Annotated in this window: 21 protein-coding genes and 1 pseudogene; 7 read left to right on the top strand and 15 right to left on the bottom strand. The window is 46.7% G+C overall.

Going from position 1 to position 18,913, the window contains the following annotated elements; translation table 11 throughout:
- Positions 1 to 431: 431 nt before the first annotated feature.
- Positions 432 to 1,766 carry a cytochrome P450 gene (locus NC997_RS22760; RefSeq protein ID WP_190524145.1) on the top strand — a complete coding sequence of 445 codons (1,335 nt, stop codon included), beginning with the start codon at positions 432 to 434 and terminating at the stop codon, positions 1,764 to 1,766.
- Positions 1,767 to 1,935: 169 nt separating this feature from the next.
- On the opposite strand, the gene NC997_RS22755 is transcribed toward NC997_RS22760, so the two are convergent.
- The 4 genes from NC997_RS22755 to NC997_RS22740 form a co-directional block, all read right to left on the bottom strand.
- The gene (locus NC997_RS22755; RefSeq protein ID WP_190524142.1) at positions 1,936 to 2,106 is read right to left on the bottom strand and encodes a hypothetical protein; all 171 of its coding nucleotides are present in this window, start codon (positions 2,104 to 2,106) and stop codon (positions 1,936 to 1,938) included.
- 48 nt (positions 2,107 to 2,154) lie between these two features.
- A complete protein-coding gene (locus NC997_RS22750) occupies positions 2,155 to 2,352 on the bottom strand; it encodes a chlorophyll a/b-binding protein (protein WP_190524139.1) in 198 nt (65 codons plus the stop codon).
- Between the two features lie 91 nt (positions 2,353 to 2,443).
- The gene (locus NC997_RS22745; RefSeq protein WP_190524136.1) at positions 2,444 to 2,626 is read right to left on the bottom strand and encodes a chlorophyll a/b-binding protein; all 183 of its coding nucleotides are present in this window, start codon (positions 2,624 to 2,626) and stop codon (positions 2,444 to 2,446) included.
- 657 nt (positions 2,627 to 3,283) lie between these two features.
- Entirely contained in the window at positions 3,284 to 3,967 is a 684-nt protein-coding gene (locus NC997_RS22740) for a Uma2 family endonuclease (RefSeq protein WP_190524133.1), read from the bottom strand.
- 294 nt (positions 3,968 to 4,261) lie between these two features.
- Between NC997_RS22740 and NC997_RS22735 the strand changes: the two genes are divergently transcribed.
- Positions 4,262 to 5,215, top strand: coding sequence for a GUN4 domain-containing protein (locus tag NC997_RS22735; protein ID WP_190524130.1), 954 nt, complete (start codon positions 4,262 to 4,264; stop codon positions 5,213 to 5,215).
- A 119-nt stretch (positions 5,216 to 5,334) separates the two neighbouring features.
- Here the strand turns inward: NC997_RS22735 and NC997_RS22730 are convergent.
- The 5 genes and pseudogenes from NC997_RS22730 to NC997_RS22710 form a co-directional block, all read right to left on the bottom strand.
- Positions 5,335 to 5,436, bottom strand: a pseudogene (locus NC997_RS22730) (archease); the annotation flags it as partial.
- 15 nt (positions 5,437 to 5,451) lie between these two features.
- A complete protein-coding gene (locus NC997_RS22725) occupies positions 5,452 to 5,622 on the bottom strand; it encodes a hypothetical protein (RefSeq protein ID WP_190411560.1) in 171 nt (56 codons plus the stop codon).
- Between the two features lie 83 nt (positions 5,623 to 5,705).
- On the bottom strand, positions 5,706 to 7,169 hold the full coding sequence (locus NC997_RS22720; RefSeq protein WP_190524128.1) for a hypothetical protein: 1,464 nt from the start codon (positions 7,167 to 7,169) through the stop codon (positions 5,706 to 5,708).
- A 394-nt stretch (positions 7,170 to 7,563) separates the two neighbouring features.
- Positions 7,564 to 7,995 carry an archease gene (locus NC997_RS22715; protein WP_190411720.1) on the bottom strand — a complete coding sequence of 144 codons (432 nt, stop codon included), beginning with the start codon at positions 7,993 to 7,995 and terminating at the stop codon, positions 7,564 to 7,566.
- Between the two features lie 4 nt (positions 7,996 to 7,999).
- Positions 8,000 to 8,884, bottom strand: coding sequence for a GTP-binding protein (locus NC997_RS22710; protein ID WP_190432584.1), 885 nt, complete (start codon positions 8,882 to 8,884; stop codon positions 8,000 to 8,002).
- Between the two features lie 30 nt (positions 8,885 to 8,914).
- On the opposite strand from NC997_RS22710, the gene NC997_RS22705 reads away from it, so the two are divergent.
- Positions 8,915 to 9,727 carry a hypothetical protein gene (locus NC997_RS22705; protein WP_190432582.1) on the top strand — a complete coding sequence of 271 codons (813 nt, stop codon included), beginning with the start codon at positions 8,915 to 8,917 and terminating at the stop codon, positions 9,725 to 9,727.
- A 35-nt stretch (positions 9,728 to 9,762) separates the two neighbouring features.
- Here the strand turns inward: NC997_RS22705 and NC997_RS22700 are convergent, their stop codons facing one another.
- Genes NC997_RS22700 through NC997_RS22690 form a run of 3 tightly spaced genes read right to left on the bottom strand, consistent with a single transcriptional unit; the run spans position 9,763 to position 12,293 of the window.
- Complete coding sequence (locus tag NC997_RS22700) at positions 9,763 to 11,223, bottom strand: RtcB family protein (protein ID WP_190524126.1); 1,461 nt, start codon at positions 11,221 to 11,223, stop codon at positions 9,763 to 9,765.
- Positions 11,224 to 11,270: 47 nt separating this feature from the next.
- Positions 11,271 to 12,083, bottom strand: coding sequence for a lycopene cyclase domain-containing protein (locus NC997_RS22695; RefSeq protein WP_190524124.1), 813 nt, complete (start codon positions 12,081 to 12,083; stop codon positions 11,271 to 11,273).
- 15 nt (positions 12,084 to 12,098) lie between these two features.
- The gene (locus tag NC997_RS22690; RefSeq protein ID WP_190411566.1) at positions 12,099 to 12,293 is read right to left on the bottom strand and encodes a hypothetical protein; all 195 of its coding nucleotides are present in this window, start codon (positions 12,291 to 12,293) and stop codon (positions 12,099 to 12,101) included.
- Positions 12,294 to 12,490: 197 nt separating this feature from the next.
- On the opposite strand from NC997_RS22690, the gene NC997_RS22685 reads away from it, so the two are divergent.
- The 4 genes from NC997_RS22685 to NC997_RS22670 are packed head-to-tail and all read left to right on the top strand — an operon-like array spanning position 12,491 to position 15,219.
- Positions 12,491 to 12,745: a hypothetical protein gene (locus NC997_RS22685; protein ID WP_190411567.1), complete on the top strand. Its 255-nt coding sequence runs from the start codon at positions 12,491 to 12,493 to the stop codon at positions 12,743 to 12,745.
- Positions 12,688 to 13,650 (top strand): trypsin-like peptidase domain-containing protein, encoded by a 963-nt coding sequence (locus NC997_RS22680; protein WP_190524122.1) that lies wholly within the window; start codon positions 12,688 to 12,690, stop codon positions 13,648 to 13,650. Before NC997_RS22685 ends, NC997_RS22680 begins: the two co-directional genes overlap by 58 nt.
- Before the next feature lies 1 nt (position 13,651).
- Complete coding sequence (locus NC997_RS22675) at positions 13,652 to 14,581, top strand: trypsin-like peptidase domain-containing protein (protein WP_190524119.1); 930 nt, start codon at positions 13,652 to 13,654, stop codon at positions 14,579 to 14,581.
- Positions 14,578 to 15,219 (top strand): LuxR C-terminal-related transcriptional regulator, encoded by a 642-nt coding sequence (locus NC997_RS22670; protein WP_190524153.1) that lies wholly within the window; start codon positions 14,578 to 14,580, stop codon positions 15,217 to 15,219. The genes NC997_RS22675 and NC997_RS22670 overlap by 4 nt, the downstream gene beginning before the upstream one ends.
- Positions 15,220 to 16,004: 785 nt before the next feature.
- Here the strand turns inward: NC997_RS22670 and NC997_RS22665 are convergent.
- The 3 genes from NC997_RS22665 to NC997_RS22655 all read right to left on the bottom strand — a co-directional run bounded on the left by NC997_RS22665 (position 16,005) and on the right by NC997_RS22655 (position 18,806).
- Positions 16,005 to 16,400, bottom strand: coding sequence for a VOC family protein (locus tag NC997_RS22665; protein ID WP_190524116.1), 396 nt, complete (start codon positions 16,398 to 16,400; stop codon positions 16,005 to 16,007).
- A gap of 216 nt (positions 16,401 to 16,616) precedes the next feature.
- Positions 16,617 to 17,681 carry an aldo/keto reductase gene (locus NC997_RS22660; protein WP_190524113.1) on the bottom strand — a complete coding sequence of 355 codons (1,065 nt, stop codon included), beginning with the start codon at positions 17,679 to 17,681 and terminating at the stop codon, positions 16,617 to 16,619.
- Between the two features lie 138 nt (positions 17,682 to 17,819).
- A complete protein-coding gene (locus tag NC997_RS22655; RefSeq protein ID WP_190524110.1) occupies positions 17,820 to 18,806 on the bottom strand; it encodes an aldo/keto reductase in 987 nt (328 codons plus the stop codon).
- Between the last annotated feature and the right edge of the window lie 107 nt (positions 18,807 to 18,913).

Below are 18,913 nucleotides of genomic sequence, written 5' to 3'. Positions count from 1 at the left end.
ATCACCTTCTGACGCAGGTCATAACTATAGGGGTTTGCCATGAGCAGCTTGAATAACTTCAGGACAACAGGTGATCTCTACTCTACGTCCTAACTATCTTGGCGGTTGCTATAGTATTGCTTACGCTTGTGCTGTCCTGCACTTTTGCAGACGAGGGATGGCAGAAACGATCGCAAAGCGCGTCCCCAGGATGTTCGCGTTCGATGCAAATGCCATTTGATTTTGAAAAAATTTGTTTTAGTTAAAATTTAGATAGGCGCTCTTTAAGAAAAAGTAGCGATCGCTGTAATCGTCGCTGTTCCGTCGGGTAAGGCTTGAAAGTGGTTTTTTACAGCTAGAACTCAACAAAACCGAGATAATAGCTACGTTTCGGCATGAGCAGCCATAAAACCATTTGATTATCCCTAAAAGCATTTTTAACCGATTTGTTTATGCCCGCAGTACATTTACCACCTGGCCCTAAAGGTCATTTTCTTGTAGGTCATCTTCCAGAAATAAACCGCGATCCACTTAAGTTCTTGAGCAAATGTGCTAGAGAGTATGGCGATCTTGTTTGCTGGCAGTTTGGGCCATTTCCAGCTTTTTTAGCGAACCATCCCGACTTGATCGAGCAAGTCTTGGTCACTCAATATCCCAACTTTGTTAAAAGTAGCGTGTACCGACGCGGATTGCGCGTTGTAGGTAACGGCTTACTAACCAGCGAAGGCGACTTTTGGCAGCGTCAACGCCGTCTGGTTCAACCAGCTTTTCATCAGGAACGAATTGTCGCCTATGGAAAGGTAATGGTTGACTATACTGAGCAATTAATTGACCAATGGCGCGATGGCGAAATCCGCGATATTCATCAAGATATGATGTTGCTGACCGAAGAAATTGTGTCAAAAACACTGTTTGATGTTGATATTAAAGATGAAGCGGAAGGAGTGCAGGCGGCACTAAATGCAGTGATGGATTTTAATTCCAATCTTGCTAATCAATATTTCCTTCCTGGTTGGGTGCCTACTCCTAGTAACTTACGCTACCAACGAGCAATTGAAAAATTGGATGCGATTGTCTATCGCATTATTAACGAGCGACGAGCTAGCGGTAAGGACACAGGCGATTTACTCTCTTTATTGCTTCAAGTGCGGGATGAATCTGATGGAACTGGGATGAGCGATCGCCAAGTGCGAGATGAGGCAATGACTCTCTTTTTGGCGGGTCACGAAACGACTGCTAACGCTATGACATGGACATGGTTTCTACTTGCACAACACCCAGAAGTAGAAGCGAAATTGCAAGAAGAATTAAAGACAGTGTTGGGTGATCGCGCACCCACGGTTGCCGATTTACGTCAGTTGCCTTATACAGAGCGAGTTGTGTTGGAATCAATGCGACTGTATCCGCCAGTGTGGGGAATGAGCCGACGTGCCGTAGAAGACTGCGTTCTGGGGGGGTATGAGGTAAAAGCGGGTACAACTGTGTTTATCAATCAGTGGGCGATGCACCGAGATCCTCGCTTCTTTGAAAATCCAGAAGTTTTTCACCCGGATCGTTGGGCAGATAATTTCATCAAGAAGTTGCCCACCTTTGCCTATTTTCCTTTTGGTGGCGGGTCGCGAATCTGCATTGGCAAGGCTTTTGCCATGATGGAGGCAAGTTTACTGCTGGCAGCGATCGCGCAAAAGTTTCGCCTGACGCTACAACCAGAGTATCCGGTGGTGCTGCAACCCTCGTTAACACTCCGCCCAAAACATGGGATGAAGATGTTAGTGACTCAGCGATAAGCGATCGCGCACTACATCTTAGAGTTTTGGTGAGAAAGTGTTTAGCCCGATTTAATATCACTACCTTGCGTTAGCAACCTTAAGTTGAGTGACTTAATTTTTTAGAAATATCTAAAGGCTGACACTTCCTTCAGAAAATGCCAGCCTTTATAACTTCTATTGAGTAGAACTACAAACCAGCTACTCCGCGATAAACACTTATAACCACCGTGAGAATGGTGATAACTCCTATTGAAGTGCTGAGGATAAATAGAACAGAAGGTTTCTTTGCAAAAGGGGTTTCGCTATCGTGTTGCACAGCGTCAGTTTGATTGGGATTTTTTGGTTGTTCAGATGTCATAATGATGCTCCAAATTTAGATTTCAATGAGTTTAATTGATTAGAACAATTACCAAAGATTGCTGAGGATATCGCCCCAGAAATGAACGATGCCTTGCCCACTTAATGCCTCTATAGTGAGGATGGATACAAAACCGAGCATGGCAAAGCGACCATTCCAAATTTCCGAATTTGGTGTGAAGCCTTGTTCTATGTTAATGGCAGCTTCAGTATATTGTTGTTCTGTTTTTTCTGGCAAAGTTTGCATTATTTAAATTCCAAACACGACTTTGTAAAAAGAAGGAAGTCAGATTTAAAGGTGAGTAACGGTAAGAGGAATTAGCAATAGATCGCCTTGCTTAGATTATTCCCCAAAACTGCAAGACTCCCTGACCGCTTACTAAATCAATGAGGACAGCAATCACAATGCCCACCATTGCCAAACGACCATTCCAAATTTCAGCGCTAGGGGTAAAACCCCATTTCCATTCGCTGCTGTAATGTTTGTAGCTCAAATTTTCTTCTCTATCTACAATCTGCATAAGCTCGCTCCAAACTGTTTTCTTTTAACTATATTATTTGAAACAAATCTTATAATGTTCTTTCCAAAGTGGTAAAACTTATCTCATTTCAGCAACTTATTCGTAATCACTAATCCCCCCCGATCCCCAACTCCTTTGTCTAGCGCATATCACCCGGTTAAGAGTAGAAGGGGGTAGGGGGGATAGAATATTTAGCCTGAAAATGGTGAATGAGTATTGACTAAATCTCTGAAGTATTTTTTTCACGAAGCGTCTGCAAAAAAAAGCAATCCCCCCAACTTTTAGTTTTTAAGACTACAGCACCTCAGGTTGTTAAAGGTAGAAGGGGGTAGGGGGGATAAACTATTTAGCCTTAAAATAGTGAATGAGTATTGTCTAAATATCAGAGAAATTTGTTTGCGATTAATTTCTCTGTATAAAGAATGATGTATTTTGGGAAACTATCGATAAGGGTTCAGCAGATAGGTAATAGCGAGAGGGAGAAGGAAATTTGGAGCGATCGCTTCCAGCACCCAAGCTGAAATTGAGAAAAGCGGGTAAGCGTTGCGAAAGCTCTTCGCTTATCGCTCAACTTGAACTGGAATAGATCCAGATGCGATCGCACTGATAAATTACTACCGTGCGTTAGCGAAGCATGCCGTCAGGCTTATCGCATTTCTACAGAGTATCCGGGTCAACTCCCATCTGCCGCAGTCGCTCAGCCAAACGCTCTGCCCGTTGACGCTCCTGCTGTGCAACTTCCGAGGGTGTAGAGAGTTGATTACCATTCTGGTCGTACCAGTACAGCCACTCCCGCGTCCAAGCCCGATAAGTACCCTGCGCCCTCCCAATTCCTGAGCCAATCTCAGGTATCCACACTGGTTCGTCGGATTGCAGCACATACTGCCCATCCACCAAGCGATAAACCTCAAAGGGATTGTGCTTGTCACGCCTATGGTACTCCGGGTTGTAGATCGCATAGTACGACACGCCAATACTGGCATACTCTTCTTTCTTGCTGTCGTACTCTTGACCGTAAGTTTTAGAGACATACTCAAGTGCCAGAAGAGGAACCTTGTCCTCTTGCCAGATAACATAACTCAACCGCCCCCCAGCACGAGTCAACCGTTCAACTCCCAAGCTTAAGAATCCATCAGGGACAATTGCAGATTTTCCAGGGTCATAATAAACCCCCATGTTGATGCCCCAAAACCAGTCTGTGCGTTTCTGCCAAAGCCAAGCCAGGATTTCTTCCAACAAGTTGGCAACCAGAATTTGTAGTTGACTTTCCACAGGCTTATGGTCAGTTTCAGGCAGTTCTTCAGCGGTGGGAAGATGCTGCAACGGGTTGTACTGTACCATGACAACTCCTAGGCGTGGCTTACTGCTTGTATTTTAACTAGACAGGGTAGTGGTAATTCTCATACCTAGCAGCGATCGCGCAGTACACCGCAGAGTGTTGGTAAACTAGACTCTCGTCGCATCTACTGACCATGAAACGCGATCGGCTGGATGAAGTTGTAAGGTAATCGCCCACAAGTTGACTTTCTTCAGGGTTCTACCAAGTGCTGCTTCCTCACTTGACTTTTAAGAATGGAATTGAGCGTACTGCTCTCCTTACTTGCTCACTAACAGTTTTGTAAGAGGTAATAATATATGGGGCGAAAACCCATACCTCCAAGTATCGAAATAGAAGTGCTTACTCAAAGCGCAAGAAGATGTTGCATTTGCTTTGGCTTATATCAAAAGTTTGATGTAATAAAAGGGCAAATAGCTCATCTTGATCATGACAATACAAACAACAAGTTAGACAACCTCGCTTTTCTTTGTTTGGATTGCCATGATGAGTACGATTCCAAAACTTCTCAAAGTAAAGGCTTAACGCTGCAAGAAGTTAAACGATACAGAGAATTACTCTACCAAGAAATAACCAAACTGCGTAGTTTGCGAACAACTCAAGCACCCGCTTCTATAATTGATGGGTTAAATCAAACAATTGAGACAGAAGAAGCCCCATTACAATCTGAGATAATGAATCAAGAGCCACTAATGCAATCAAGCTCATCCGAGTACCCTGATGTTTTAAGTTCAGAACTTGGGAAAAACTACAGAATTTTACGCGATTTATTAGCAGAGAATGACTGGCAGGCAGCAGATGTAGAAACTATGGCATTAATGCGTGAAGTATTTGGCGGAGAAAACGTTAATAATTTCCCGCTCGTTGATTTGCAAACTATCGACAGTCTTTGGCTGAAATACAGTAATAGCAGGTTTGGATTTAGTGTGCAGAGGCGTGTATTGGAATATACATTCCGTGATAGCAAAGTGACTCCAGAAACTTGCCTTTCTGACTATGAAAGGCTGAAGTGCATCGAGGACTATTCTGATCGATTGAGCAAACGTTGGCCTATATTTGGAGAGAACTTGGGTTGGTATAACCAAGGTCAATGGATTATGGCTATTGATTATAGCCATAATGCAGTAAACAAGCCTGAAGGTTATTTGCCTCTTCTAGGAGTAGCACCTCGATTTCTGACAGTTCACATAAATCGTAGGATGATGCCTTGGTGGTGGGTTCTTTTGCTACGCCTTAAGCCTTGGAAATCCTAGTATTTTGTGTTCACATCTAAAGTTAAAAATTAGCATTATAGATTGGAAGTTACTCACTTTACGGTTCCAGAGGAGGGGGAAAGGAAATTGCTCTCAATTCTCGAATTCACAGACACGCGCTAAATATCAAGAATCACCATCGCCGTCCAACCGTCATCGGTTTCTTCCAATTGGAACTGGTGTAAAGTAACAGCCTTAACATCTACTCGCTGTTGATGGCGATCGCGCGTTTCTCACTACGAGGTGACGTGGCTGGAGCCTTTGATTTGCTTGCCTGCTTGCCGCAACTGGCGTGTCAGTTGCAGGTTCAACAATACCAGTATTAGTCCCAGACCCGGAATTAGCAGAAAAATTTTCTCCGAGCCTAGTAAGAGAGCGAAAGGAGAGACAATAGACAGCGACAGCACCGCCAAGGGATCGAAATGGTGAATTCTCAGTACCGCAAAAATAGTTGGGGCAATACAATTAGTGCCCCTAGCGTTCCCGCTGCTCAGAGCGTCCGTTGCTGAGTTCGCATGAATAATCGCAGTTGGGCTATGCTTGCGTAAATTAGGATTAAGCTAGCCCCTAAAGTAAGACCAAACAACGCCCCAGTTCTGCTCTCATTTACTTTTACAACAGCATTTATACCAGTAGCGGATTGTGCAGGGGACAGTAAAATAAATAAAGCCAAGGGGATGATCGCAATCACTACATTCAGCGCGATCGCTACTACCGCTGGACTTTTTTCACCCCAAATTAAATCCTTTACCAACGAGCTATCAGCGAATCTCTTGCTATTAGAACCCCTCTTGGGTCGAGCGCTTACCCAATCCTGTAGAGTTTGGCGATGAGGCGTCACAGCAGCAATTAAACAGAGGTATAGCAACAGATTCAACAACGATAGCGCCAAGAGGTTTTCTAACAGCGGCGCAGCGTAAACGCTACGATTTTCTATGGAGTTGTAATTGGCACATCCTAGAGTCAAAACTGTAAAGCAAGCAGTTAATAAATAACTCTGCTGCTTACTTAACATAGTGGCATTGGGATTACGAAAACAACGCTGCCAAGCTTGCCAAATAAACCAAATCAAAATGCTGTAGTTTAACAGCACAAAGCCTACGGCAGTTAAAACACTGTCACCCAATGGTAAGCTAAACCACTTAAACCCTTCTAACCCTGTGGCAAAAGATTCATTAAAAGAACTAGCAGACAAATGTGGGATTAGGCAAAAGGGGTTAAGCAGCTTCAGCCAAGTCGTTGAATTATAGTAACTGGTCGTACTTATTCCCTTAGTTAGCATTAGTAAAGCCAGAACCGTACCACTGCCTAACCAACCTTGAAAACCGCCCAGCCAAGAACTGACAAGGCCATATAACAACGCAGCACTGTAAAAGAAAATACAGCTACCAACGAGAACCCCATAGAAACTCAATATTTGTCCTAAAGAAATTTTGGCTGCAAGTCCAGCCCACAAATGGAAAGGAACTGCAACGACGGCTACCAGATAAATCAAAATTGGAACCCCCAGCAGTTTTCCCGTTAAAATACTCGCAGTAGAGTGAGGGCTGAGCCGAGTGAAATTGAGGGTGCCGCGACGTTTTTCAGTAGCCAAATCACTAATTAGCAAATAGGTTCCTGCTAGTAACAGGATTAAGATGCCAATAATGCTCAGGGATATAAATCGGTCTAGTGACCATAATTGCGAGTTGATAACCAAATTGCCCAATCCATCCAACAGACATAGCGGTTCTTTACTATTAGGAAGGGGCTTGCCCGTGCAATATTTATTGTAGATATCCGCGATTCGGTTAATAGGATTCGGCAGATGGGTTTGAAAATACATGAATATTCCAAATTGACCCAGCGCAGAGATAACACTTGCCAACAGAATGTTGCGAGGTTTAAGACGTCCTTTGAGTTCCCGCAACAGTTGGGGATTCCAGTTACCCAGCGGTTCTATAAAATTGTGCATTATAGGAAAAATTTCCTCTTGAAAGGATGTTTATAAATACCCACTGCGATTGGAAGGATAAGGATATCCTGTAAGCTATGGATACAAGACGAAATCTGCCTTCGCAGGTTTCCAAACTTGGGCTTTTGGTGAGTCGGCGTTAGCGTAGCGTGCCGTAGGCTAGAGAGACTTCACTTGTGTAATATTTTCCCCTATCAGAGTATTTAAATCGAATGTCACTGGCTTAAGGGAAAATTAGCTATTCTTTGAGAAAGTAAACAGGAGGGGCAATTCATGAATTGCCCCTCCAAACACAACCTATATTCCACTCGATTGAGAACCGCTATATTCGCTGCAATCTTATAAATATCCGCATCGGTATTTACAATTTGCAAGACCTTTTTGGAGATATGCACTAAATATCAAGAATCACCATTGCTGTCCAACCGTCATCTGTTTTTTCCAATTGGAACTGGTGTAAAGTAACAGCCTTAACATCTACCCGTTGTTGATGGCGATCGCTATCTAGCTTTTCTCCCGTTGTAACCGCACTTAGCTGATGCACTCCATCTTTCTCGGATATCTCAACCTGTTGCGCCCTCAGCAGTAGTAATTCGCTGTCTTTGTAGTAGATGAATTCTTGCAGGAAATTAAACAGCAGCATATCCAATTCATCATTTTCTAAGCTGAAGGTGCGCGTCTCGGTTAGCGCGATCGCATCCAGATTATCAATCATCACGTTAAGGGTTGCATCACCCGCTGCGATGAAAAGCTCCTCTAAATCCTTTCCCCAAGCGTGAAAAGCAATATCAGCAGTGGCAACATCTTCGAGAAACTCATAAGGCATAGGACTATTGCTCACACGTCTTTAACTGACTAATAATTTCTTCCTTGCGATCGCTTACCTGTTTCCCAATAAAAACTAGCTCCGTGCCCTCTTGTTCAAATGGCTCCAGATCCCAACGTCCAGCCACGAAATTAAATAGATAGTTTCCTTCAGGAAATCGTACAAAACCTTTCGCCCGGTAAACATCTGTCCCAAGTGAGTCGGCAAATTCTCCAAAACATTGCCGATCGAAAGTGGCAGGACTTGTCGTGCTAAATGATTCAAATTCAAGTTGGTGAACGTGATGAGGTTGCGGTTGAACTCGCTCTCGACCAATCCCAAATAGCAAATCTGGGTCTACTTGGCATCGCTTAGTGTGCAAAATTGAGGCGACTTCGTTGAAGGAGCGCAATTTATCTTCTATCGCCTTTAACTCGCTTTCGGAAACCAAATCAACTTTGTTCAAAAGGAGGGTGTCTGCTGCTTCTATTTGTATCCGAGTGGTATGTCCTACCGACGGATATTTCACCATTGCATCTGCATCGATAACCGTGACAACTCCATCCAGTCGCACTTTAGTTAAGCTTTCTTGAATGTCGAACACCAGCGCATCTGGTTCTGCAACTCCAGTTGTCTCCACCACAATATTATCCGGGTCAACGCTATCAATGATTTCATTGACAGCGGCTTCAAACTCGCCTAACAGCGAACAGCAGACGCAACCACCACCGAGATCCGCCATTTGGACATTTTTGCCTTGAATGATTTTGGTATCGATACCAATTTCGCCAAATTCATTCATCAAAATGGCAATCTTTTTAGGAAAAGAGTCGAGAATGTGACGAAGCAGAGTTGTTTTTCCGCTTCCGAGTGGTCCCGTAATGACTGTAAGTGGCGTGCGTACCTGCATAAACTATCCCTTTGATGGAACTGCACTGCGATGATTGAAGAAATTCCAGCGAGAATACATTTACTTCCGGCTAAAGGCTCGCCCTACGTCGCTGTAATCAGACGAAAGCCGTCAAAAGTTTTCCACATCATTCGTTGGAATACAGAAGACGATTGCCTAGAATATGGGTCTTGGTTTAACGGTAAGTTATATCCAAAAAGATGCGATATATCTTTCGATGGAAAATGGATGGTTTATTTGGCGATGGGGGGGCGTAATGGCAACACCTGGAGCGGGGTTTGTCTGTTGCCTCGGTTAAAAACCCACTTGGAGGCAGACAATATGGGAACGTGGTTTGGAGGAGGCTATTGGAAAGATGAGAAAGAACTGTTATTGAATGGCTTGGGACAGCCAAAAGGCAGCATCCCTTTTAAATTAGGACAGTTGAATTCCCAGTTTGGAGGAGAAGATTTAGGCGTACTATATCCCCGGTTAGAGCGGGATGGATGGACTAGAGCTGGAGACAATTACGGCAATAATGTGAAAGTTGAGAATTCCAAAACGTATACGGTCAAGTGCGAAAATGACGACGGCTGGTATTGGCAGCCGAGTCGAGAGCATCCGACATTAAGAATGTATTACACAGGTTTTTTGCAACGTGGCTATACTTTCAAGTTTAGGTTAGATGAATATCCCGATCTTCTTGATTCTATTGACTGGGCTACTTGGGATTTTCTGGGTAATTTAGTGTTTGCCAAACAAGGAACCCTCTACAAATACAAGCTTAGTGACTTCAAAAAAGGTAAGCCTAGTTTCTGTAAAGATTTGGAATTTTTAGAGCAACCTAAAAAGCCAGAATTTTAGTAGGAGATGGCGATCGCGCAAATGTTAAATTTGCTTCATCCTTTAATATTTCCAATCGGTGTCAACCGCACCACCTTTTTGCTAATCCCCGCTAACTCCGCCGCTTCAATCACATCATCGATGTCTTTGTAAGCCGCACCCGCTTCTTCTGCTAGTCCAGACATTGAGGTACTGCGGACATATATGCCCTTCTTCTGCATATCTTTCAGGAGTGTTTCTCCCTTCCAAGCTTTTCGCGCCTTGGTACGACTCATTGTGCGTCCGCTTCCGTGTGCAGTGCTAAAGAAAGTTTGGTCGCCAGTGGGTACGCCGACTAATAAATAAGATCCGGTTTCCATACTGCCGCCAATGATAACCGGCTGACCAATATTTTTGTAGCGTTCCGGAACATCTGCCATTCCCGGTGCGAAAGCGCGAGTTGCACCTTTGCGATGGACGAGGAGCGATCGCTTTTTCCCATCCACAACATGACTCTCTAGCTTGGCGGTATTATGTGCCACATCGTACACCATGTGCATCCCCAAGTCTTCCGCCGAACGCTCAAAGATTTCCGAAAATACTTCGCGGATGCGATGCAGAATCACTTGACGATTGGCATAAGACATATTGATGCCGCATTTCATCGCAGCGAAATAAGCTTGTCCTTCCGGAGAATCAAAGGGCGCACAAGCTAATTCTCGGTCAAGTATTTTAATTCCATACTTGCTATCCATTACCTTTAAAAATCTTTGCAGATAGTCTGTTGCTACCTGATGACCAAATCCGCGACTTCCACAGTGGAACATCACCACCACCTGATCCGGCATGGTAATTCCCATCGTCTTGGCTAACTCTGGATCGAAAATATCTTGCTTTCGAGCAACTTGAATTTCTAAATAATGATTGCCAGATCCTAGAGTTCCAATTTGATTAAAACCCCGGTCAATTGCCTTATCACTAATCTTTGCAGAATCAGCACCTTTAATGCAGCCGTTTTCTTCAATGAATTCTAAATCTTCTTCCCAACCATAGCCATTATTGACGCACCACTGAGCGCCTTGTTCGACGACTTTGCGAAAGTCATTCCGCGATAATTTTACAAAACCGCTGCTTCCCACTCCGGCAGGAACCCTTTCGTAGAGCCTATCTACCAGCTTTTTGATATAGGGTTTGACTTCATGGTAGGTGAGGTTTGTAACCATCAAGCGCATTCCGCAATTGATATCAAAACCGATACCGCCGGGGGAAATCACGCCCCCCTTTTCCACATCCATCGCCGCCACGCCACCAATGGGAAAACCATAGCCAAAGTGTCCGTCGGGCATACACATAGCATATTTGGTGATTCCTGGCAGCGTCGCTACATTCGTAACTTGGTCGTAAACCGCTTCATCTAATTCGGAAATTATCTTTTCTGTCCCATAAATCCGGGCGGGAACGCGCATCCCTTCCTTGTAGGAAACCGGAATTTCCCATACCGTGTCAGAAATTTGTTCTAAAAATTCCTTAATAGGCATCTCGGTTTTACTCCCAAAAGGTGATGTGGAAAATAGAGGCAACCATCTTAAACCGTATCGTTTCCAGGCTCTACCTGAGCAAGAGCTTTTGGAAGTTCTGGTCGCCCATTATTGAGAATGGGGAAAGAGATGAGTGGTAGGAGCGATCGCATCTTCCCCACCAATAGAAACAGTAAAAGTCCTTGCACCACTAGCAGGTTCGTGATTAAAAAGAATGTCGCCTCTTCAATCGGCAACCCAAACGGCTTAAATCCAGTGCTATAGGTCTCAGAAATGCTCCAAATGCTCTGTCCGATGGCAATGCGGTCGGCTATCCACAGGTAAACTGTGGGGATCAGAGTGCCAATCAGCCAAGCATCTTTTCTCGCCCAGAGTTGCTTTGCTCCAACTCCCCACTGTAGCGCCAGTATGGGGCATGCCCAAGCTAAAATTAGCCCCATGTACACAGTCTTCTCCGACTGCAACATAAAAGCTCCCGCAATGCTGAGAACGAGCCAGAAAACGATGCCAGATGCTCGCAGCCAAGGAGAATCCTCCTCCTGTGCTGGCTCAGTTGTGAGAGGAAACAACCAGTACAGCCACAGACCTGTTAGAAGTGGCTGAAGGATGAAGAATAAATATTCCTCAACGGGCACGTAGCCAATCGTACCCACCACCCGATCCGTGCCATAGTTCCATACGTCGTGCCAAACCAGGTAATTGTCCCACGGTGTCGTATAAATCAGGGCAATCAGCGCAATCAGGGGTAGCCCTAACCACGCTCTCAGTCCTCCGATACCAGCTAGAGGTTGGCGTTGAACCCATGCTAGAAAGAGGATTGGTGGCAGGATAAAGACAAGGTGAAATGCAAAGTAGCTCATCTTGCTAGCAATACTCTAAACATTAATGATGCCGAAGTAAAAGCCAAAAAACAGCAACACAATCGCCAGAGTTGCTATCGTCAGGCTGATGCGAAATGCCTTCGGAGGCAAGTCTTCAGAGGTAATTACACTATCTCGTTGTACCTGAGTAATTGGCTTGGAGTTCTTGTCTGCCAGTTTTTGGGATGGATTGGTTTCTGTTGGTTCCATAGACTTTTTTTGCGTTTTGCATGACCTGCCTGCTGTCTATGTTGGAGAAACCGCTCTCAGCTTACCTCGTTCTTAAGAACTACCTTCGTGGCGGGTGAAGTTCTGCCAGAGGGGTTAGCCCCCATAAAGTTAACTTGTAATTAGGAATACATGGAACCCTAGCCATTTTTCTAGGGTGAGTTCTCCCCATTTCTCTGATGCCGCCCGTCTCTTCAAAACGGCACGATATCAGCAGGAGGAAGTGGCAATCCGGTTTAGATCGGGCAGACCTCACCCCCGAACCCGCTTCTCTACCCCCGCGAGGAGGGTTAGGGAGAGATGGAGAGGGGTTGAGGGAGTTTACCGAACCGGATTGGCAGCTGTCCCGTAAAAGCGATCGCATGGGAGAAATGGAATGTCTTTATCTTCATCGGAGATATCCAGCACCTTGCTGGCTCTGTCCAACAATTTAGCCGATACTGTTGAGCGAGTCGGTGCCTCAGTTGTTGCAGTCAATGGGCGAACCTCCTACGGGAGAAGAGGATGGCTAAGGCGGAATTCCTCCTCAAGCGGTATCCACTGGCGACCCGGTATCATCGTCACCTCTGACGAAACCATCAAGCGCGAAGAGGAAATCACCGTCACCTTACCCGATGGTCGGACAGTCCCCGTTACCATCCTGGGGCGTGACGCTAGCACCGATGTCGCTGTCCTAAAGCTAGAAAACATCGAATTCCCGGTTGCGGAAATTGGCGATGCGGCAACGCTAAAGGTCGGTCATCTGGCACTTGCACTCGGACGAGGGACTGAGAACGGCGTCAGTGCCTCTATGGGTGTGGTGAGCGCGATTGGGGATGCTTGGCGTAGTATGAGCGGTGGTTCGATCGATCGATTTGTGCGTCTTGATTTAACCCTCTACTCCGGATTCTCCGGCGGGCCGATGGTCGATGCAGCCGGTAAAGTTGCAGGCATGAACACCTCCGGCCCTCGCAATATGGCTTTAACCATTCCCGCGTCTACGGTGAACCGGGTAGTTAATCAGTTGCTCTCTAAAGGGCGGATTGCACGAGGCTACCTGGGTTTGGGAATGCAGCCGGTTCGCTTGCCGGATACGCTGAAGAGTGCGCTTTCTCTGGCTTCTAATGGTGGGGTGATTGTTGTCAACGTTGAGCCGAATGGTCCTGCGGATAAAGCTGGGGTGCTGATTGGCGATGTGCTAGTCGCAATCGATGGCAATCCGGTCAGCGACACGGAGAACGTGCAGGCGATGTTGGGGACGGAAAGCGTCGGAAAAAGCCTGAAAGTGCAGATGATTCGGGGGGGTGCGCCCCTGGAAGTCACACTCATCGTTGGCGAACGACCGGCGAGGGAGGATTAAGATGGCGAACTTGACCAGTCAGCGCTTCGCGATCGCAACCCTAGAAAATACAGGTGCAAGTGCAGAGATTGCCCTGGAGTTGTCGCAAATCGCCGAACAACTACGCCGTTGTACCGTACAAGTCCGCAGCAGTCGCGGGGGTGGCGGCTCGGGTACAATCTGGAATTCTCAAGGTTTGATTATCACCAACGCTCATGTCGCCCCTTTCGACCGGGCAATTGTGGAACTTTGGGATGGACGAGTCATTGAGGCTATCCGCACTGATATCGACTCCAGACAGGATTTAGCGGCACTCCAGGTTGAGGCAACTGACCTTCCCGCCGTCACGGTTGGCGACTCTGAGGCTCTCCGAGTCGGCGAACTGGTGCTGGCAGTGGGAAATCCTCTGGGTCTAGTCGGCGCACTCACTAAGGGAATTATCCACGCGACTAACGCCACCGATGACTTCAGCACTCCAAGATGGGTTAAGGCTGATATTCGGCTAGCACCCGGAAATTCTGGGGGTTTGCTTGCCGATGCACGGGGGCGAGCGATCGCAATTAACACGATGATTGCCGATGGGTTAGCATTGGCAATCCCCAGCAACAGAGTCGAACGGTTTCTCAAACGCGATCGCCCACTCTCTCTGGGCGTTACTCTCCGTCCCGTGCTGCTTCGTTTAGAAAATCAGCGCGTTTTGGGCTTATTGGTGTTGGAAGTTGCGCCGGGGAGTTTAGCTGCCTCGGTGAGTCTTCAAATAGGCGACGTGCTAATAGGCGTGGACGGTGAATATTTTCATACCCCTGACGATCTGCTCAGCATTCTCAAGTATGCCGAACCCGGAAAGCCTCTAGCGTTGGAATTTCTGCGTTCTGGAAGACGATGCTACGCGATCGCATCGGCTCCTCAAGACACTGGCGAACCAGCCTTTCCAGAGGTGAAGTCAGCGTGATTTCGGTCGTGGTGACAGCCGAAAATCCCATCGTGCGTGCGGGGTTGGAGAGTATCATCCGCACCTCTGAGGTGCTGGAAATCGTCGGTAGTTCCTCTAGCACAGACACTCTGGTGCAGCTGCTTGAGGAACGACAACCCGATGTAGTGTTGCTGGATTATTCCTTCTCAGATGACGATCCGGCTGAAGAGAAATTACTTGCGCTTGGTGCAGAATCTTGGGCACTTGTCATCTTAGCGAACAACCCCCACAGCACTTGGCTAGAGTCGGTTTTGCAAGTCGGCGTGCGGGCAATCTTACCGCGAACGGCAACGGCTGAGGAAATTGTCGCAACTGTGGTGACAGCAGCGCTGGGGCTGATGGTGCTGCATCCAGACTTTATGGATTCTCTGCTGCCTCTCAGAGAGTCCTCCGCACGCCGACTCCCTGCTTCCCCGATTCAGGCGCTGACACCACGGGAGATCGAGGTCTTAGGGATGCTGGCGCTGGGAATGGGGAACAAGAACATTGCCAAGCAGTTGAGCATTTCTGAGCATACCGTCAAGTTTCACGTATCATCAATCTTTCAAAAGCTCAACGCTTCCAGTCGGACTGAGGCGGTTACTCTGGGTGCGAGGTTGGGTTTGATTATGCTTTAAGCAAATGAGGTCGTGGCTATCAACTTAAAACGCCATGCTTGGCAAATCGAATTTCCTAGCCCCTTCCCTAGCAGGGAAAGGGGCTAGGGAGAGGTTAGATCGGGATGCCAACCGTATCCTACAAGTGGGGCGGGTCATATGAAGACGGAACTCGTCTAGCTCGGTTTACTTCCCTCCTGGTGGTCCGTCATGTCTATTCGGATCTTTCTTCTGCTTCTTAGTGCCGTCAGATTCCTTTTTAGGCTTTTTGGCTTCTTTGCCACCCTTTTCCTTTTCCTTGCCCATAACAATTCCTTAATAGAGGTTCCCTTAATTGTGGAACAATTTACAGATTTCGGAACATGGAAAACTGTAATTTTATATTTCGATTTAGGGGAGCAATGGTGGTTTGGAGACCGATAGTTAGCGCTGGGACAACAAGGGCGGAAAAAGTCAGTTCGCCAGATTAAAGTTGCGATTTTCTCTCTTCAGCTACATTATTCGCTGGAAAGTCCTCTTCTCGGATCGGTAGCACGCCAGGATATTTGCTTATTTCACATGGGTTCGATTAAACCTGCACCGCCTTGTGTCAGGAGTTCTTTAAAGGTATCGAAGGCACTGTGTCCGTCAGCAAGTCGCACCTAAGAGGGATGCGGAATCTGGTTTGCCTTTGGTTTCCGAACGCTGAGATAAGCTGCTATCCAGGGGCGGCGCTTTCTTTGTAATGCTGACGGCAGGCCTAGAATGCAAATAGAGATCGCGCAATCATAAGCTTAGGCATCGCTAACCAGACTGGCTCTTTTATATCAGTCTAAAAATTGATATAAACCGATAAGATTTCCATCAGGATCTCGAAGATAGGCTGTCTTCATTCCATAGTATGGGTTGGTCATCGGATCTGTAGTAAATTCGATGCCTTTATGTCTTAAGTCGTGATAGGCTTCGTCCAAGTTAGGTACTGTGAAAATTAATACAACTTTGTCTTGACATTCGGCACTGGAGGGCTTCTGATCGTTGCCTATCATCTCTGCCATTTCCTTGCGCCTGAATAAAGCCAGCTTCATATCTCCCGCTTCAAATTCAGCATATCCGCTCGTGAAATCTTCTACATTTACCTTGAATTGCATTACATCTCGGTAGAACAGAAAGCAAGCTTCAATATCAGTAACCAGAAGCCTTGTATATGCAGATTTAACTTTCATGGCAACTTCACCTTATTTAAGCGATACATTTTTGTGGGAGATTTAAAATCGTTTCGTTCTGGATTTTGCAACCTTAACATTACCGATTCTCGCTCCAATTCCCCAAGCATTCCTGATTCTCTGGCTTTAGCGTCAATTCTGCAAGGTGAATTAGATCGCCATTGGAAATTATCAGGAAAAAAGCATAGGTTGGTTGATTTTTTCCCTACCCTGACTTCAGATGCGATGATTGTCGATTAAGTTGAATGTGCCGCCATAAAGGCGATCGCGGATCGTGTCATTACTCAGGAAGTCATGGGGGAAACCCAGATCAATCTGACTCACCTCGTTGAGGCGTTGCAAATGCTCTGGCATAAGTTTGACATCCAAACAAGCCAGATTATCTTTGATCTGGCTGACCTTCCGAGAACCGATAATCGGGATAATGACACTGCTTTGAGCGCTTAGCCAAGCCAGCGCGACTTGTGAAGGCGTGTGCCCAATTTCTTCAGCAACTTGACAAACAACCTCTGCGATCGCTAGCTGGCTTTCGGAAATATTCCCTCCTGTCGTTCCGATTCGCCCCTGTTCGCCCCCCTGTTCGCCACTATTGCTCTGGGTTCGCTGATTGTACTTGCCCGTTAGCACGCCGCCACCCAAGGGCGACCACGGCGTAATTGCCAAGTCGAATGCCTTTGCCATCGGTAACAAATCCCGTTCCGGTGTCCGCTGAATCAAACTGTACTCGACTTGCAGCGCTACAAACGGCGTCCAGCCGTAACACTGCGCCAGCGTATTTGCTTGGGAAATAATCCAGGCGGGTGCGTCAGAAATGCCAATGTAGAGAACCTTGCCAGAACGTACCATGTCATCGAAGGCACGCATCACTTCCTCTACGGGCGTCATGAAGTCCCAAGCGTGCAGCCAGTATACGTCAATGTAGTCAGTTTTAAGGCGTTTCAGACTGCCTTCTAATGACTGCATCATGTTCTTGCGATGGTTGCCACTGCCATTGGGGTTGCCCGCGCGATCGCTCATGTGCAAGGGAAATGAGTATTTGGTAGCAACGACAAAGCGTTCCCGTTCTGAGGCAATGAACTCACCAACCATTTTCTCGCTGGTGCCCTCTGTGTAGCCGTTGGCAGTGTCAATAAAGTTACCGCCTGCTTCCACAAAGGCATCAAAGATTTGGCGGCTTTCATCTTTGGATGCGCCCCAGCCCCAGTCTTCACCAAAAGTCATTGTGCCAAGGCAGAGTTCGGAAACTCTTAATCCACTCTTTCCTAATAGCTTGTATCTCATGGTTTTCCTCGTAGAACGAAGGGAGTTTTAGCATGGACAAAAAATCTGATGGCTCGGAATTAACCGCTTTCAGGATTGCACGCAGTAACTTTGACCTGTCACAAGCATCTTTGTAGCAGAAACCGTTGATAAAAAATGTCAGCGGTTTACCATGCTCATCATCGATTCCGGATAACGTCCGCCGCTAGCGACGCCTTTGGGGGCCACTTCGTCAATGCGCTGCAAATCTTCTGGTGTCAGATTCACTTCCAGCGCAGCGGTATTTTCTTCCAAATATTGTCGTCGCTTAGTTCCGGGAATCGGAACGATGTCTTCACCCTGCGCCAGCACCCAAGCAAGAGCCAGCTGCGCTGGTCGGCACCCTTTTTCTTGGGCAATTTCGCCAATCCGTTGTACCAGTTCCAGATTTTTCTGAAAGTTCTCGCCCTGAAAACGCGGTGAGTTGCGGCGGTAATCATCAGCAGCCAAGTCATCAAAGCTTTTGATCTGCCCGGTCAAAAAGCCCCGTCCGAGCGGGCTATAGGCAACAAAGCCAATGTTAAGCTCTCGACAGGTGGCAAGAATTGTGTCTTCTGGATCGCGGCTCCACAGAGAATACTCGCTCTGCAATGCGGTAATTTGATGTACGGAGCAAGCGCGACGCAAGGTTTCCGATCCAGCTTCCGAGAGTCCTAAATATCTGACTTTGCCTTCTTGAACCAGTTGCGCCATTGCACCGACGGTTTCTTCGATGGGAGTATTTGGGTCAACTCGGTGCTGGTAGTAGAGGTCAATCGTCTCTATACCCAGACGACGCAAACTCGCTTCGCAGGCAGAACGAACATACTCCGGTTTGCCATTGATACCGCGAACGGTAGGGTCTTCGCTGCGAACGATGCCGAATTTAGTAGCGAGAACCACTGAGTCGCGGCGATTTCTTATCGCTTGTCCGACCAATTCTTCGTTCTTGAATGGCCCATACATATCAGCCGTGTCGAGAAAATTTAGCCCCAATTCCAGCGCCCGATGAATGGTGGCAATTGATTCAGTATCATCGCGGTTGCTGTAAAAATCTGACATTCCCATGCAACCCAAACCGATTGCCGAGACGGTGAGATCGCTTTGTCCTAACTGTCGTGTCTTCATCGCTAATTTCTTGTTGAAGTTTGCCTGATTGACTTGCGCTCAGTCTACGCAGGGAACGATGTTTTGTCACTTGCCTGGGGATACGTCTTAAGATAGACATTTTTCCT

Origin of the sequence: Trichocoleus sp. DQ-A2 (assembly GCF_039961915.1) — a bacterium.
Classification (GTDB): domain Bacteria; phylum Cyanobacteriota; class Cyanobacteriia; order Cyanobacteriales; family FACHB-T130; genus FACHB-T130.
This window is presented reverse-complemented; position numbering and strand designations above follow the sequence as displayed.

Excerpts from the sequence above, each read along its gene's own strand:
- NC997_RS22720 (WP_190524128.1), bottom strand. The coding sequence starts at position 7,169 with ATGCACAATTTTATAGAACCGCTGGGTAACTGGAATCCCCAACTGTTG.
- NC997_RS22665 (WP_190524116.1), bottom strand. The coding sequence starts at position 16,400 with ATGAAAGTTAAATCTGCATATACAAGGCTTCTGGTTACTGATATTGAA.
- NC997_RS22685 (WP_190411567.1), top strand. The coding sequence starts at position 12,491 with ATGCCGCCCGTCTCTTCAAAACGGCACGATATCAGCAGGAGGAAGTGG.
- NC997_RS22755 (WP_190524142.1), bottom strand. The coding sequence starts at position 2,106 with ATGACATCTGAACAACCAAAAAATCCCAATCAAACTGACGCTGTGCAA.
- NC997_RS22680 (WP_190524122.1), top strand. The coding sequence starts at position 12,688 with ATGTCTTTATCTTCATCGGAGATATCCAGCACCTTGCTGGCTCTGTCC.
- NC997_RS22660 (WP_190524113.1), bottom strand. The coding sequence starts at position 17,681 with ATGAGATACAAGCTATTAGGAAAGAGTGGATTAAGAGTTTCCGAACTC.
- NC997_RS22675 (WP_190524119.1), top strand. The coding sequence starts at position 13,652 with ATGGCGAACTTGACCAGTCAGCGCTTCGCGATCGCAACCCTAGAAAAT.
- NC997_RS22655 (WP_190524110.1), bottom strand. The coding sequence starts at position 18,806 with ATGAAGACACGACAGTTAGGACAAAGCGATCTCACCGTCTCGGCAATC.
- NC997_RS22745 (WP_190524136.1), bottom strand. The coding sequence starts at position 2,626 with ATGCAGATTGTAGATAGAGAAGAAAATTTGAGCTACAAACATTACAGC.
- NC997_RS22735 (WP_190524130.1), top strand. The coding sequence starts at position 4,262 with ATGGGGCGAAAACCCATACCTCCAAGTATCGAAATAGAAGTGCTTACT.
- NC997_RS22690 (WP_190411566.1), bottom strand. The coding sequence starts at position 12,293 with ATGGAACCAACAGAAACCAATCCATCCCAAAAACTGGCAGACAAGAAC.
- NC997_RS22695 (WP_190524124.1), bottom strand. The coding sequence starts at position 12,083 with ATGAGCTACTTTGCATTTCACCTTGTCTTTATCCTGCCACCAATCCTC.
- NC997_RS22760 (WP_190524145.1), top strand. The coding sequence starts at position 432 with ATGCCCGCAGTACATTTACCACCTGGCCCTAAAGGTCATTTTCTTGTA.
- NC997_RS22715 (WP_190411720.1), bottom strand. The coding sequence starts at position 7,995 with ATGCCTTATGAGTTTCTCGAAGATGTTGCCACTGCTGATATTGCTTTT.
- NC997_RS22750 (WP_190524139.1), bottom strand. The coding sequence starts at position 2,352 with ATGCAAACTTTGCCAGAAAAAACAGAACAACAATATACTGAAGCTGCC.
- NC997_RS22700 (WP_190524126.1), bottom strand. The coding sequence starts at position 11,223 with ATGCCTATTAAGGAATTTTTAGAACAAATTTCTGACACGGTATGGGAA.
- NC997_RS22740 (WP_190524133.1), bottom strand. The coding sequence starts at position 3,967 with ATGGTACAGTACAACCCGTTGCAGCATCTTCCCACCGCTGAAGAACTG.
- NC997_RS22710 (WP_190432584.1), bottom strand. The coding sequence starts at position 8,884 with ATGCAGGTACGCACGCCACTTACAGTCATTACGGGACCACTCGGAAGC.
- NC997_RS22705 (WP_190432582.1), top strand. The coding sequence starts at position 8,915 with ATGATTGAAGAAATTCCAGCGAGAATACATTTACTTCCGGCTAAAGGC.